This is a genomic window from Nitratireductor kimnyeongensis (genome assembly GCF_019891395.1).
Taxonomy (GTDB): Bacteria; Pseudomonadota; Alphaproteobacteria; order Rhizobiales; family Rhizobiaceae; genus Nitratireductor; species Nitratireductor kimnyeongensis.
Window position 1 is genome coordinate 1,110,540 of record NZ_CP078143.1, and the last position, 14,825, is coordinate 1,125,364.

General features: G+C 60.0%; 14 protein-coding genes and 1 tRNA gene. 7 read left to right on the plus strand and 8 right to left on the minus strand.

The genetic code is table 11. The features are described from left to right. Nucleotides 1–82 precede the first annotated feature (82 nt). The 3 genes from KW403_RS05215 to KW403_RS05225 form a co-directional block, all read right to left on the minus strand. The gene (locus tag KW403_RS05215; RefSeq protein ID WP_223021686.1) at nt 83–1,387 is read right to left on the minus strand and encodes an ABC transporter substrate-binding protein; all 1,305 of its coding nucleotides are present in this window, start codon (nt 1,385–1,387) and stop codon (nt 83–85) included. Between the two features lie 296 nt (nt 1,388–1,683). Further along, complete coding sequence (locus KW403_RS05220) at nt 1,684–3,096, minus strand: hypothetical protein (protein ID WP_223021687.1); 1,413 nt, start codon at nt 3,094–3,096, stop codon at nt 1,684–1,686. 25 nt (nt 3,097–3,121) lie between these two features. Beyond that, on the minus strand, nt 3,122–3,877 hold the full coding sequence (locus tag KW403_RS05225) for a GntR family transcriptional regulator (RefSeq protein ID WP_246637901.1): 756 nt from the start codon (nt 3,875–3,877) through the stop codon (nt 3,122–3,124). Between the two features lie 251 nt (nt 3,878–4,128). On the opposite strand from KW403_RS05225, the gene KW403_RS05230 reads away from it, so the two are divergent. The 3 genes from KW403_RS05230 (at nt 4,129) to KW403_RS05240 (ending at nt 6,895) form a co-directional block, all read left to right on the plus strand. Beyond that, nucleotides 4,129–5,115: an ABC transporter substrate-binding protein gene (locus tag KW403_RS05230; protein WP_223021688.1), complete on the plus strand. Its 987-nt coding sequence runs from the start codon at nt 4,129–4,131 to the stop codon at nt 5,113–5,115. 64 nt (nt 5,116–5,179) lie between these two features. Continuing rightward, complete coding sequence (locus KW403_RS05235) at nt 5,180–5,959, plus strand: ABC transporter ATP-binding protein (protein WP_223021689.1); 780 nt, start codon at nt 5,180–5,182, stop codon at nt 5,957–5,959. Between the two features lie 6 nt (nt 5,960–5,965). Continuing rightward, complete coding sequence (locus KW403_RS05240) at nt 5,966–6,895, plus strand: ABC transporter permease (protein ID WP_223022448.1); 930 nt, start codon at nt 5,966–5,968, stop codon at nt 6,893–6,895. Between the two features lie 18 nt (nt 6,896–6,913). Here KW403_RS05240 and KW403_RS05245 read toward each other — a convergent pair whose 3' ends face one another. The 4 genes from KW403_RS05245 to KW403_RS05260 all read right to left on the minus strand — a co-directional run bounded on the left by KW403_RS05245 (nt 6,914) and on the right by KW403_RS05260 (nt 9,463). Next, nucleotides 6,914–7,114, minus strand: a complete 201-nt coding sequence (locus KW403_RS05245) for a Trm112 family protein (protein ID WP_223021690.1) — start codon at nt 7,112–7,114, stop codon at nt 6,914–6,916. Nucleotides 7,115–7,153: 39 nt separating this feature from the next. Beyond that, nucleotides 7,154–7,825 (minus strand): LON peptidase substrate-binding domain-containing protein, encoded by a 672-nt coding sequence (locus KW403_RS05250; RefSeq protein WP_223021691.1) that lies wholly within the window; start codon nt 7,823–7,825, stop codon nt 7,154–7,156. A 66-nt stretch (nt 7,826–7,891) separates the two neighbouring features. Next, nucleotides 7,892–8,923, minus strand: coding sequence for a thioredoxin (gene trxA, locus KW403_RS05255; protein ID WP_223021692.1), 1,032 nt, complete (start codon nt 8,921–8,923; stop codon nt 7,892–7,894). 90 nt (nt 8,924–9,013) lie between these two features. Continuing rightward, complete coding sequence (locus KW403_RS05260; protein WP_223022449.1) at nt 9,014–9,463, minus strand: prolyl-tRNA synthetase associated domain-containing protein; 450 nt, start codon at nt 9,461–9,463, stop codon at nt 9,014–9,016. A gap of 262 nt (nt 9,464–9,725) precedes the next feature. On the opposite strand from KW403_RS05260, the gene KW403_RS05265 reads away from it, so the two are divergent. Continuing rightward, nucleotides 9,726–9,800: transfer RNA gene (locus KW403_RS05265), tRNA-Gly, on the plus strand. Between the two features lie 122 nt (nt 9,801–9,922). Here KW403_RS05265 and KW403_RS05270 read toward each other — a convergent pair. Continuing rightward, nucleotides 9,923–10,318: a VOC family protein gene (locus tag KW403_RS05270; protein WP_223021693.1), complete on the minus strand. Its 396-nt coding sequence runs from the start codon at nt 10,316–10,318 to the stop codon at nt 9,923–9,925. Between the two features lie 192 nt (nt 10,319–10,510). Here KW403_RS05270 and KW403_RS05275 point away from each other — a divergent pair, with 192 nt between their 5' ends. From KW403_RS05275 to KW403_RS05285, 3 genes are all read left to right on the plus strand, one after another. Next, nucleotides 10,511–11,521, plus strand: a complete 1,011-nt coding sequence (locus KW403_RS05275; protein WP_223021694.1) for a TAXI family TRAP transporter solute-binding subunit — start codon at nt 10,511–10,513, stop codon at nt 11,519–11,521. Between the two features lie 114 nt (nt 11,522–11,635). After that, nucleotides 11,636–13,714, plus strand: coding sequence for a TRAP transporter permease (locus KW403_RS05280; protein ID WP_223021695.1), 2,079 nt, complete (start codon nt 11,636–11,638; stop codon nt 13,712–13,714). Between the two features lie 98 nt (nt 13,715–13,812). After that, nucleotides 13,813–14,781, plus strand: coding sequence for a helix-turn-helix domain-containing protein (locus KW403_RS05285; protein WP_223021696.1), 969 nt, complete (start codon nt 13,813–13,815; stop codon nt 14,779–14,781). Nucleotides 14,782–14,825: the final 44 nt, after the last annotated feature.

The window sequence follows — 14,825 nt, forward strand, 5'->3', positions numbered from 1 at the left end:
AAGCCGCAACGCTGACATCCCCCTCTCCCCGCCTGCGGGGAGAGGGTAAGGGTGAGGGGCAAACGCCGCCCGCCTCGATGTTTTAGAACGACATTGCCGTGTAATCGGCCTCTGGCTCGTAGGCTCCATCCTCGATGGAGGTGCGGTGCACCACTTCCAGCTTGCCGTCCTTCACCTGGCTTATGCTCTGTTCGCCAAAGACCTGGTGGATCTTGCCGTTGAACAGCTTCTTGCCCTGCGGATGGTCCGGCCCGGCCTCCATCTCGGTCATCGCTTCGGTCGCCTCGATCATCGCCGCACGATCATCCGGCCCCTTGTAATCGCAGGCTTCCATCGAGGCCTTCACGATGTTGAGCGTCTCCCAACACCCGAACATGTGGGCTGCGGTGGAAACGTCCTTGGCGTCGTTGACGCTGGCGCCGTTGTCGTCGATGCCTGCCGCTTCGCGATAGGCCGTCACATAGTCGGGCTGATCGGGCTGCGCATAGCGCGGCATGCCTTCCCAGAAATGGCTGCCCTCGAGGAATTCCAGTCCCGGGCTTCCCATATCGACCGCCTCGAGCGAATCGATGAAACCGAAGAGCTGCGGCCCGCCGGAGCCGAAGAACTCGCCCATTTCCTTGACGAAAGTCAGTACGGCCGGCCCCACCATCACATGGTAGATCACATCCGTGTCACGCGGGATCTGCGGGAAATAGCGCGTGAACGACGTCTCTGTCGGCGGGATCGGCACCTTGGCGACCACCTGCCCGCCCTGTTCCTCGATGGCCGGAGTGAAGAAATCGCGGTGGTCGTGGCCGAACGCATAATCGGGATAAACCAGCGTGACCTTCTTGCCGAGATTGCCTGCAATCCAGGGCGCCATCGAACGCGCCTGCGCCTTCACATCGGTGATGCCCGGCTGCACGCAGTAGCGGTTCATCTTGCCCGAGGCCACGTGGTAGCCCTCGCTCACCACGTAATAGGGGATCTTCAGCTCGCCCGCTGCCGGCGCGGAGCCGACGACCACGTGGGAAAACAGCGTGCCATAGACCAGATTGACCTTATGCTGGTTGGCGAATTTCTCCACCACTTCCGCACCGCGCTTCGGGTCCGTGCCATCATCCTCGATGACGATCTCAAGCGGACGCCCATTGATACCGCCGGCATCGTTGATGCGCTTGGCGGCCGCGGTCGTCACCCGCTCATACCAACGGCCATAGGCCGCACCGATGCCCGTGCGGTGGCACTGGAAACCGATCTTGATGGGTTCGGAAGACTGCGCCTGTCCGTAGCGCACGAAACCCGGTGCGGCCACCAGACCCGCGGCGGCTCCCAATCCCTTGAGCGCGGACCTGCGCGTCAGGCCACTGTTTAACTTGATAAGAGACTTGCGATTTTCACTCATGCCGGTTCCCCATTGTTGTGATCGTTTGACCGAGCATTTCCAACGGTTGGAAGCATTTTCCAGCGTCGGAAAAATCACTTGTGTACAAACTAAATCACCAAACCATTCCCTTGGCAACAGGACATGCCGCATGGGAACTATGCCCGTGTTCTAGTGCATTTCAGGCTTCAGCGGAATTGCCAACGGGGGACAAAGCATCGAAGAAACAAAGAGTTATCGAAAAACAGCGATCGGCAGAATTGCCTGCACGTGAAGATACGCTTCAAGGAATTTTATTCCAGGCTTTCCGCATTTCTTCAGCCGGCGGTTGGCGCGGACAGCAACCAGAGACCAAAAACCGTGTATCCGACCATGAGAGCCGCAAGCGGGATCTGGCTCATCGTGGCGCGTTGAGCCGAGCCGAAATGGCGATACGCGATCAGATGCGACAGAACCACCGCCAGCACATGCCCACCAATGATCGCGATTGCCTGTGCATTCCATATGATCCACGCCGATTGCGCCCCCAGCGTCGCGCCCGCCTGCACGTGCATGCCTGCCGTTCCAAACAGGTTCCAGCCGCGCATCAGCGGGTCGGAAAGGGCGGCCAGCGCATATTGACTGTTGATGGTGAAGCCCACCAGATAGTGCGAGAAGTGATAGGCAAGCGCGATTGGGATGATCGACCACGCAAGATGCCCCGCCAGTTTCAGCCAGCCGTCCTCCCCCGCCAACCGACAGCCAAGCCACACCGCTCCCATAAAACCGGAAAAAAGAAGTCCGAACATGACCACAAGCCCGAGCGAGCTTGCCCCCACCACCGCCGACCGACCGGGAAACTCCAGTGGATTGATGCCGATTAGATCGAGCCAGAAGAAAGTGTGCTTGAGGCCATCGAACGAGACCGAGCTCAGAGCAAGCAGCAGAAAGGCGACGCCTGAAGTCGACAGAGCGATTGCACCGTCGAGCTTGTAGCCTGGTAGACCGAGAAGCAACTTTCGCCGCCCGCCCTCCTCGCCCAGCGCAAAGAATGACAGGCGCGAGACCATGCCGAAAAACAGCGTCAGGAATTCCACGCGACGGCTCCATGGTTCATGCCCGAACACGACCATGCCTGCGCAGGTGAAAACCCAGTAAAACGACACCGCGACCGCCAGCCGTTCGGGATCAGCCGGGGCCAGATAAACCAGTTCGAACCAGGCAAACCCGAAGAAGATCAGGAAGGCCGGCCACCGGTCTAACACGGCGGGAAGCCGCCGAAATCCGTTTTCAGGAACACCGGCACCAACAAGAAATCGCCACGGCCCGTACCATGGGTTGATCCACGCCCAGACATTGCCGAACACACCCTGCGCCACCGTCACGCCCACCCAGAGCAATGTCCAGATTACCAGAGGCAAGGGGTTGGAAAGCGGATCACGGCTTCCTTGAAAACCCGCATAGACAATGCCAGCAAGAGCGAAAAACGACAGGGTACTGGTCAAAACCCGGCCATCCAGAGGCATGGGGAAAAGCGAGATGCGCCGGGCCATAAGCCATTCGACAATGCGAACCGGAAGAAAGACCAGAACCAGAAAGCTCAGAGCGACCGCCAGCATTCCCCCAAACAGATAATAGTCGGTCGGCAGAAGCAGCACATAGCCACGTTCGGATGCATGCGACCACGCCTCGCTGCCCGAAAGGCAAAGAGCCACACCTGTGAAAACGGCGCGTCTCGAGAATCGATTCATGCCTGTTTTCCAGAGAGACCTGCGCTCATGCCCTCCAGATCGGCCCCTCCAGATCGGCAAGGGTGAAAACATCAACCGTCAGCCCCACATGCTCTCTCATCAGTGTAAGCGCCCCATCCAGGTTGCGATCCAGGGCAAGCTCCATGAGTTGCGTGTGCTGGTCAAGGGACATAGCCGTATCGAGCGCGTCGATGGCCGTTTCATACCCTTCTTCAGCCCCTGCTGCAGCGCGCAGGGTCGGCGTCACAGTGAGGAAAATGTGATGCCGGCACAACTGCCCCCAGATCTGCGCATAGAAATGTTTGAGCCAGGTCGCGTCTGCTGCCGAAAGCAGCGCCTCGTGAAATGCCTGATGCTTCTCCACCCAGTCATGCAGGGCAGCATCAGAGAGGCCTTTGGCGGGGATCTGGCAGCGTGCGAGGCGGTAATGCGCAGTCACCACCGCCGCTTCCCAATCGGCATCGCCCTTGCGAATGGATTCGTCGAGAAGCGTGGTCTCGATCGCCAGGCGGGCCTTGGAAAGGTCCTCCAATTCCGCACGCGAAACCGGCGCAACCGAAAAGCCCCGATTGCTCTCAGCCGTCACGAGTCGCTCGGCTTCCAGACGCGAAAGCGCTTCACGCAGCGGCGTCCAGCCAAAACCATAGGCCTTGCGCAAGGCAGCGATCCGCAAGGGCGCTCCCGGCATCAAACGAGTCGCCAGAATATCGTGCCGAAGCTGATGATAGGCCGCTTCCGTCTTGGTCAACGGTTCTGCGGCATCCACCCCGATGTGATCCACACAGAGCTCCTCCTCGCGAACAAAAGTATATATAATTCAAGGTCTGTTCAACGATTATATATAGCGTTTGACAGTCATTGGCCCGGCGATATGATGGCGTTTCAACGGATGGGGAGGACCCGCATCTCGCATGGGGAGCGCCATCTGGAAAGGATTGTCACGATGATCGGGCAATCCCTGTATCACTGCGTGGAAGGGCACTGCCGCATGGCCGCGCTCGTCTTGAGGCCCTTGGCCCTGGGAGGAATGACATGACTGTAAAATCACGCTTATCGCTGCGCGGCATTGTGGCTGCCGGAGCCATGGCGCTTGGTCTCAGCTCCGCCAGCGCGGAACCGATCCGCATCGGTATCGCCAATTTCGGCGAGCACCCGCAGCTCAACACCGCCATTCAGGGTTTCAAGGACGCCCTCGCCGCCGGTGGCTATGAGGAAGGCAAGGACGTTGTCTATTCCGAAAGCCATACGAATTTCGACGCCTCGCTTGTCCCGCAGATGGTTGCCAAACTGCAGGCCGAGGGCCCGGTTCTGATGTACACGGTCACAACACCCGTCTCGCAGATCGCAAAGAAGGCCCTTTCTGGTTCCGGAATCCCGATTGTCTTCTCTGCCGTCACCGATCCGGTCGCTGCCAAGCTCGTTCCTTCCTGGGAAGCGGGCGATGAAGGTATGACCGGCGCGACCGACCTCCAGGATGTTGCAGCCGTCATGGAATTCGCCAAGAAGCTTGTTCCCGATGCAAAGCGTATCGGCCAGCCCTACAATCCGGGCGAGGCCAACGATGTCGCCCTGCTTGAAAAGGTTCAGGCTGCCGCGCCGAATGCCGGCTTCGAGGTCGTTGCGGTCGGCGTCGACAATGTGAACGACATCCAGCAGCGCATTGCCTCTCTGGCGGGGAAGGCCGACGTGATCTACACGCCCGCCTCAAACCTCCTTCAGCCGGCCATTGCAGCCGTTTCTGCCGCTGCGCGGCAGGCCGGCATTCCGATCATCAATTCCGATGATGGCGCCGTGTCGGATGGCGTTGTTCCGGCAAGCTTTGCAGTGAACTACCAGCAGGTCGGCCTCAACGCCGGCAAGATCGCCCTGCAGATTCTCAACGGGACCGACCCCAAGACTATCCCGCCGATGAACCCGGCCTATGAGGATCACGCTCCGCGCATCTCGAAAAAGGCTATGGCTGCCTTTGGCATTGAGATCCCCGAAGAGTTTGCCGACTGCGACTGCATCGTCGAGTAATCCGGTCAGACAAGAGACGCGGCGCCTTCCAACAGGCGCCGTGTTCATTTCATGGGAGGTGCCGGTGCTGGAAATCCGTACCGCACGCAAAGTGTTCTATCGGGGACAACCCGATGAAAAGATCGCCCTCGATGGGCTTGATCTCACCCTCAACACCGGAGAATTCGGCGTGGTGATCGGCTCAAACGGAGCCGGGAAAAGCAGCATGCTCAATGCCGTTTCAGGTTCGCTCGCACTCGATTCCGGACAGATCCTCATCAATGGCGACGACATGACGGGCCTGCCGGTTCACAAGCGCGCCAAGCGAATTGCACGCGTGTTTCAGGACCCTATGCTCGGCACCGCCGCCAGCATGACGGTGGCCGAAAACATGCTGCTTGCCGAATTGCGCAACTCCAGGCGCACGCTTCGTCATGGCCTCAATGCAAAGCGCCTGGCCGACTACCGCGAGCGCCTGGCCATTTTGGGCCTCGGGCTCGAGGACCGTCTCAACACACGCGTCGATCTTTTGTCCGGTGGTCAGCGCCAGTCGCTCTCGCTCATCATGGCGGTGGGCGGCTCGCCCGATCTCCTTCTCCTCGACGAGCACACGGCAGCGCTGGACCCGCGAACCGCCGACATCGTGATGCAGGCAACCGTTCGCGCCGTCGAAGCGCTGAAACTGACCACGCTCATGGTCACCCACAACATGCAGCACGCCGTGGATTTCGGTCACCGCGTCATCATGCTCAATGCCGGTCGCGTGCATCTGGAAATCGGCGGAGAAGAAAAGACCGATGTGACCGTGTCCGACTTGATCGGCCATTTCGCCACCAAGACCGACAGCATGTTGCTCGCGAGCTGACCCATGATCGACTTCCTGCAAACCACGCTCACAAGCTTCGTTGCCCTCATACCGGTCACCCTCGCGCAAAGCCTTATCCTCGGCTTTGTCGTGGCCGGCATCATGATCCCCTTCCGCATGCTGAGCTTTCCCGATCTCACCAGCGAGGGCGCGTTCCCGCTCGGCGGGTGCGTGTGCGGCGTCGCACTCGCAGCCGGCCTCGGTCCACTGACGGCCATCGGACTGGCATTGCTCACCGGTTTCATCGCCGGCTGCTGCACGGCTTTTATCCATCTGCGCTTCCGCATCCACACGCTTCTGGCCGGCATTCTCGTGATGACCATGCTTTACAGCGTGAACCTGCGCATCATGGGCCGCTCCAACCTTTCGGTATTCGGCACGGAAACCATATTCGACTGGGTGCCGTTCGTGCAGCCGGGTTTCCCGCTCGCCAAGATCATCGCCGTGGGCGTCATCACGCTTGTCATCTTCCTGGCGCTCAACTTCTTCTTCACGACCGAGAAGGGCACCGCGGTGCGCGCCGTCGGCGCCAATCCGGTGATGGCGGAAGCGCAGGGGATCAATGTCTGGGCGGCAACCATCGGCGGCATTGGGCTTGCCGGCGCGTTCTCGGCCTTCAGCGGTGCGCTGATGGTGCAGTCGCAGGGCTTTGCCGACGTGAATATGGGCCTCGGCATCCTCATAAACGGCCTTGCGGCCCTGATGATCGGCGAGGCCATCGTCGGCAAGGCAACCGTATGGCGGCAGCTTCTCGCTCCGTTTGCCGGTGCAATGGTCTACTACCAGCTCGTCTCGCTCTGTCTGGCGGCCGGCATGCCACCGCCCGATCTTAAGCTAGCCACCGGCGCCTTCGTGCTCTTGATGCTCGCCCTGCCCACACTGCGCGCCGCGCGCGGCCGGCAGGCGGCAACCCCGCGAGAGAGCTTCCGCGAATAAAAGTGGCAAGGCGCGGCCTCAATCGAGGGGCCGCGCCTCCGAGGGCAGCATGATCGGGATCCCGTCGCGCACCGGATAGGCAAGCTTTGCGCTTTTCGAGATCAGTTCGCTCTTCTCAGCGTCCCAGCGCAGAGAGCCCTTGGTCAACGGGCAGACAAGAAGTTCCAGCAGCTTGGGATCCAGTGCCGTCCCCTTTCCGTCTTCATCTTCAACCTGCATCGGATGCTCCAGCGTTCTTTTTTTTTTCAGCCCACCGGTCTATTGGAGCCGGTGCCCGGCTTCTCCACCGCCCTGCGCCAAAACAATTTCCGTAATTGCGATCAGTGTGTCCGCCCGGGTTTTCAGATCGGGTGCTTCCAGCAGCGCCTGCTTTTCAGCCGGTCCATAGGGCACCATCATCGACAGCGCATTCACAAGACTGGCATCTTCCGCCTGATGCACACTGTCCCAGTCCGCTTCCAGATTGTTGGCATCGAGATAGGCACGCAATGCCTTCAAAAGCGCGCTGCGGTCCACCTCTGGTTCATCCGGTCCATCATGCAGATCGGCCTCGAACGGCAGTATGCGGCACTGGCGGAACGGCGTCTTGACCTTCAATTCCTCCAACACCCTGAAACGGCAGATCCCGATCAATGTTATGAGATATCTTCCATCACCGGTTTCCGAAACCGAGCCGAGGCGCCCGACGCATCCCACATCACAGAGTTCAGGTTCGCCATCCACCTTTTTCGCCCCGTCGAGACGCGGCTGAACCATTCCGATCAGGCGCGATCCGGAGAGCGCGTGGTCGGTCATGGCGAGATAGCGCGGTTCAAAAATATTCAGCGGTAATCGCCCACCCGGCAAGAGTAGGGCCGCCGACAGTGGAAACACAGGGATCACACTGTCGATATCCCGCCCGCTGCGGTAGGAACTATTGCCTGCCTTCACATGATGTCTCCCGATCTTTCCCCGATATCTGGAGCAGTCCCCCCAATAAGCAAATAATCGAAAGACTTATGAGAACAGCAACGACGAGAGTTTCCGCCTTGCCGCCAGAGTAGCCGGGTCCGTGGCTCCCCATGCTTCAAAGAATTTGAGAAGTTGCGCCCGCGCGCCGTCATCCTGCCATTCGCGATCCGTGCGAATGATGGTCAGCAGGCTTTCGGCCGCCGCCGTGCGATCTCCCTTGGCATTCTGCAAAAGCGCCAGATCGAACCGCGCCTGATGATCGTTCGGGTCCGAGGCAAGGCGCTGCTCAAGCGCGGCGCTGTCCCCAAGGTCAGCCACCTGTTCGGCAAGTGCAATCTTGGCCTGCACGGCAGCGATGGGGGCGGCATCCTTGTGCTTTTCGGGAACCTGGGCGAGCACCTGTGCAGCCTGTTCTTTCTGGCCGGCCTCGAAGAGAAGATCGGCCAGTCCGCCGATGGCATCGACATTCTCCGCATCCCGCTGGAGAACCGCCGAGTAGATCTGCGCCGCCATCTGCTGGTCGCCATTGGCGAGCGCTTCTCTCGCCGCCTCAAGCGCACCAGCGATTTCATCGCCACCGGCACCGGCAACCAGCTTGTCGATGAATGCCTTGACCTGGCTTTCAGGCAGCGCGCCCATAAAGCCATCCACCGGCTGGCCATCCTTGAACGCAAACACCGCCGGGATTGACTGCACCCCAAGCTGTCCGGCAATGGCGGGATGCTCGTCGATGTTCATCTTGACGAGCTTCACCTTGCCTCCGGCCGCCCGCACCGCATTTTCGATAATCGGCGTCAATTGCTTGCAGGGTCCACACCAGGGCGCCCAGAAATCGACCAGCACCGGCTGATTGCGCGATTCCTGGATAACGTCAGCGGTGAAATTGGCGGTGGTCGTCTCCCTGATCAGGTCGCCTGCCGGCGACGGTGGCGCATCGGACAGTGAAAACCCCGCGCTCGCGGGCGCTGCAGACGCATCGGAAGGCGCTGCGCCCCCAAAATCCACATTCGTTGTATATTGCGCACCACCAGCGCCGTAATTTCCGGACTTTCCGTATGGATTGTCGCCGTTGGTCATAAAGGCCCCTTCCCTGCTTCCCATTCAGCGCGGCTCATGGCTTGCGCCGATATGCCGACAGAATTCGTATCACTGCCCCAAATGTGGCGATCACTCCGACACTTTCAAGACGAGCGGGCGATGCCCCACCGCCTCGAGAAAGCGCATCAGATCATCGCGGGCGATCGACGTGGTCGCCTCATTGGTCAGCGGATGCGCATTTATGACGGTATTGTCCATCAAATCCGCGTCGAGCACCACCGTCACCTTGTTCTCGATATCATTGATTACACCGAAAACGCTGACCGCACCGGGCACGACGCCCAGATACTCCAAAAGCTTGTCAGGTTTACCGAAGGAAACCCGACTTGCCGCACCGATCTTTCCTGCAAGAGATTTCAGATCGACCACCGCATTCTCACCCACCGTGACGAGAAAGAAATTGTCCTTCTTGTCCTTCAGGAACAGGTTTTTCGTATGCCCACCGGGTATTTCACCCCGCAATCCCTGCGAATCGGCCACGGTGAAAAGAGCCGGGTGACGATGCGTCTCGGTCTCCATGCCGAGTTCTTTCAGATATTCAAGCAGCGCTTCGGGAGATTTCGGCACGGTCTGGCTCGCTCGGTCAGGTGGAGTTCTGCACGGAACTAGCCGCCCGTCGACACAAAACGCAAGCCCCGACACCGCGTAAGAGCGTGCCTGCGGCAGGCCGTTGGCTGTTCCTGGATCAGGAATTCAAAAAAGCGCAATATGACTGTCGATTTCCTGTTGCAATCGGCTGCGAGATCAGACTATAAGCGCGCCGTCGGAAGCGACAAGCCGAGCGGGCGTAGCTCAGGGGTAGAGCACAACCTTGCCAAGGTTGGGGTCGTGAGTTCGAATCTCATCGCCCGCTCCAGTTTTCCTTGCGACATGAACAGCTTTCAGGCTCGGGTTTCCCGGGCCTTTTTGCTGTCTGCAACCACAGCCTCTGCAACCACAGCCCGGGAGGGCCAGCCAACGAGGCAGGCCCTTTTACTCTCAGCGATAGCGGCCGTGCTTCTGCAAGACTTCGATCTTGTAACCGTCAGGATCTTGCACAAAGAAAAACCGGGCCAGAAGAGAGCCCTCGCGCTCGAATGCCACGATGTCGCGCGGCTTCAGCCCCGCCTCCCTGAAACGGGCGTGCTCTGCATCGAGGTCATCCACGGCGACCGCGAGATGGCCATAGCCGTCCCCCAATTCATAGGGTTCGGTCCGCTCCTTGTTGATGGTTAGTTCCACCTCGAAGTCGGCTTCCGCATTGCGCAGGTAAACGAGGGTGAAGCCATCAAAATCGAACCGGTCAGCCACTTCGAGCCCGAACCCCGCCTTGTAAAACGCCACGGATTTCTCCTCGTCCAAGACGCGGATCATGGTGTGAATACACTTGGCCAAACTGCCTCCAATAGCTCTTCGACAAACACTCGCTCAGCGGCGAGTTCCTCTTTCCACTTCAAGACCAGGCCGGAGCAAAGTCTCGTTGGAAACGTCATAGATCACATTAATTGGCTATCATCAAAGATTGATGGCTGGCAGAATGAATGCTAGCTCATAGAGAGTTTCATTCTTATTGTCTGGGAGGATCCCGTGAACAGACGGCGTTTTGCGATTATTGGAGCGGTTTTGTGCGGTATTGCCGCAAGCGGCATGGCCCTTGCGCAGCAGCCCCAGTTTTTCCGCATTGGCACTGGCGGCACCGCCGGAACCTACTATCCGATTGGCGGTCTCATCGCCAACGCGATCTCCAACCCGCCCGGCTCGCGCCCCTGCGAGGAAGGCGGCTCTTGCGGCGTGCCCGGCCTGATCGCCACGGCACTTTCGGCCAATGGCTCGGTGGCGAATGTGAACGCAATTGCTGGTGGTTCGCTTGAATCCGGCTTCTCGCAGTCGGATGTGGCCACCTGGGCGCATAGCGGCACCGGCATCTGGGAAGACCGTGAGCCGGTCGAGAAGCTGCGCGCGATTGCCAATCTCTACCCCGAGACCATTCACCTTGTCGCGAGCGCCGAAAGCGGCATCGACAGCGTGGATGATCTGAAAGGCAAGCGCGTCTCGCTCGACGAGCCGGGCTCCGGCACCCTCGTTGACGCCCGCATCATCCTCAACGCCTACGGTCTTTCCGAAGAGGATGTGGAAGCGCATTACCTCAAGCCCGATCAGGCAGCAGAACGTATGCGCGACGGCGCGATGGATGCCTTTTTCTTTGTTGGCGGCTTTCCGGCCGGCGCCATTGCCGAACTCGCCAGCCAGCACGACATCACGCTTGTCTCCATCGCCGGCGATGAAGCAGCCGAGGTCACCGGCGAGCATGGCTTCTTTGCAGCCAACACCGTGCCCGGCGGAACCTATGAAGGCGTCGATGGCGATGTGACCACGCTTTCGGTTGGTGCCCAGTGGATCACCAGCGCGGATCAACCCGATGAGTTGATCTACGAGATCACCAAGGCGCTGTGGAACGACAACACCCGCAAGCTTCTTGATGCCGGGCACCTCAAGGGCCGTCAGATCACGAAGGAAACCGCGCTCGACGGTGTTGGCATCCCGCTCCATCCGGGTGCGGAGAAGTTTTACCGTGAAGCAGGCGTACTGAGCGAATAACGCTCGGAAAACTTGATGACAAACGATGGACCCGACCTGTTTGACCGCAGGCCGGGTCTATCTCTATCCGCAGTCGAAATGCTGTTACAATGATCCCCAGAGAGGCTTTGCAGGATGGCCCAGAAACCTGAAACAGATCGAGCCGAAGCGCTGACCGAAGAGGAAATGAAGGCGCTTGAGGAGCAGTTCGATTCGGAGGTTCGCTTCAGACCCCTGCCCACGCTGCTCGGTTGGCTCGCTGCTGCCGCGCTGTTCATCCTCTCCTGCTATCATTACTACACATCGGGCTACGGCATTCCGCAGGCGACAACGCATCGCGGCGTGCACCTGGCATTCACCCTCGCTCTCATCTTCATCTTCTTTGCCGTATGGCACCAGCCACGCGAACCGCGCCGCGGGTTTCTCGCGCCGCTAGGCTTGCCGTTGCTCGATTGGGTGTTCGCCATTGCAGGTGCCGTATCGGCGCTCTACGTCCCCTGGATTTTCAACGAACTGGCTTTCCGCGTCGGCGATCCGTTGCCCATCGACGTCTTCATGGGCACCGTTCTTATCGCCGTGTTGTTGGAGGCGACACGCCGCGCCATGGGCTGGCCTCTGCCCGTCATCGCGCTGCTCTTCATTGCCTATGCCTATTTCGGCCAGTCGATGCCCGGCATTCTCGCCCATCCGGGTGCCAGCTGGGACAACATCGTCAACCATCTTTATCTGACCAGCCAGGGCATCTACGGCACTGCGCTCGGCGTCATCTCGACTTATGTGTTTCACTTCGTGCTGTTTGGCGTACTGGCCACCCGGATCGGCCTCGGGCAGCTCTTCATCGATCTCGCTTCGGCTCTGGCCGGGCGCTATTCAGGCGGGCCCGCCAAAGTGTCCGTGCTCTCCTCCGCGATGCTCGGCTCGATCTCCGGTTCATCCATCGCCAATACGGTGACAACCGGCTCGCTCACCATCCCGGCAATGATCCGCATCGGCTATCCACGCCACTTTGCTGCAGCCGTGGAAGCGGCAAGCTCCACCGGCGGCCAGATCACCCCGCCGGTCATGGGCGCTGTCGCCTTCCTGATGATCGAATATCTGGGTGTGCCGCTCACCACCATCCTGACCGCCGCGCTCGTGCCAGCCTTCATGCACTTCTTCGGCGTTCTCGTGCAGGTGCATCTTGAGGCGCGCCGCCGTGGGCTTCGCGGTCTCACCAAGGATGAGCTTCCGGTCGCGTGGACCGTCTTCAAGGCGGGCTGGCTCACCACGCTGCCGCTCTTCGTGCTGGTCGCCATTCTTCTTTCCGGCAAAACCCCTTATCTTGCGGCCTTCTGGGGCATCACGGCGTGTCTGCTCGTGCTCGTCATCCAGAATTTCCTGCGCCACGATGTGAAAACGGCCGTCACCGAAAGCGTCCGCGAGACTTGGGAAGGCTTCGTCGTTGGCGCGAAATATTCGCTCTCCGTCACCGCTGCCGCAGCCCTTGTCGGCGTTATCATCGGCGTCGTCACGCTCACGGGCGTCGGCTTCAAGATCGCCTATATGGTTACTTCGGTTGCCGCCGGCTGGGCGCAAAGCGTGGCAGACAGCCTCGCCTTCCTGCCATTCGAGCTCTTCAGCGTGCCCACGCTGACTCTGCTCTTCACGCTCATCATGACAGCCATCGTCTGCGTGTTGATGGGCTGCGGCATTCCCACAACAGCCAATTACCTCATCATGATCGCGGTCGCGGCTCCAATTCTCAGCCTGCTCGGTGTCGAGCCGATCGTAGCGCACTTCTTCGTGTTCTATTTCGGGGTTCTGGCAGATATCACGCCGCCCGTTGCGCTTGCGGCCTACGCAGCGGCGGGCATTGCCGGCGCGAATGCCTTCAAAGCAGGCAACACCGCGTTCCGGCTGGGCATGGGCAAGGCGCTGGTGCCGTTCGTCTTCGTCTTCTCCCCCTCCATGTTGCTCGTCACCGACAGCTTCACCTGGAGTGAATTCTTCGTGGCGACGATCGGAGCGATGCTCGGCATCTGGATGCTCTCGGCAGCATTCACGAGCTGGCTATTCGCCCCGCTTCGCCTTTATGAGCGGCTTCTTCTGGCCTTCTCTGCGATCCTCTTTGTCGCACCCGATCTCTATGCCACATTGGCGGGCGCGGTCATTGCTCTGCCCGTGTTCGTGCGACAGATGATGACCCGCGGAGAAACCAGCTCCTCCAGTCCCTGAGGCCGGAAACATGCTGCCGGCTTGCCGAGCCATTGAAAGCTGATTACGGTTCCCCACCCTTTTCCGCGTCCAAGGCAGATCAGGGTGGGAGAGAGCTGATGCCGTCTGACGAGACAAACCGCCTGGCATCACTGGATGTGTTTCAGGCTGGTGTACGCAATGTTTGCGGGCAGTTTCTGGTTTCGCCGCCGGATGGCGCGCGTGATATGCGCGGCGTGATCAGCCTGAAACGACGCCAGGCGCTGTCCGTCGCGGTTGTGCGCAACAGCGCTGCACGCATCAACCGGGACTGGCGCTGCATCCGTCAGGATTCAGCCGAGCACCTGTTTCTGGTTCTGCAAAAATCGGGGCACTCGGTCATGCGGCAGGGCGATGCCGATGTGCGTCTCGCGCCCGGCGATTTCATCATGATCGATTCTGCCTATCCCTCCCGCTTCCTCTATGGCGATAGCGGCAGCCTCCAGTATTCCGTCCATCTGAACCGCTCCGAATTTGCCCACCGCTTTGGTACTGCAGCGCTTGGCGGCTGTCCGATTCCTGGCTCGACCGAAATCGGCATGGCCCTTCGCGCCACCATCGACCGCATGGTGAACACGGAAGATGCCGTAGCCCAGCAGCATTTCATCAGCGAGGCCTTCTTCAATCTGATGGGCGCCTATCTCTGCGGGCTGGAAGCGGGTACCCTTGCCTCCGCTCGCACCAGCGATGACCTTCTTGTGGCCAAGGCGCGCGCCTATATTCGCGAGCGCTTCCGCGATCCCGAGTGCACCCCTGCAAGCGTCGCACTGGCGATGGGTGTTAGCCTTCGTGCCCTGCAGCGCCGGTTTCAGGCCACGGGTTCCTCGCTTTCGGACTGCCTCATCGGCACACGGCTCGATCATGTCTGCGACCGCCTCATGGGCCAGAAACACGCAGGCACATCGGAGCGGATCTCCAGCATTGCGTTCGATGCCGGCTTCAATGACCTGTCCTATTTCAATCGCCAGTTCCGGGACCGGTTGGGGGTTCCACCCGGCGAATACCGCCTGCATGCAGCGACGTCATCGGCCAAAGACCCGACGCAATAGTCCAAGACCGCTGGCCTGACGCGCCTCCACTATGACCGATTGAT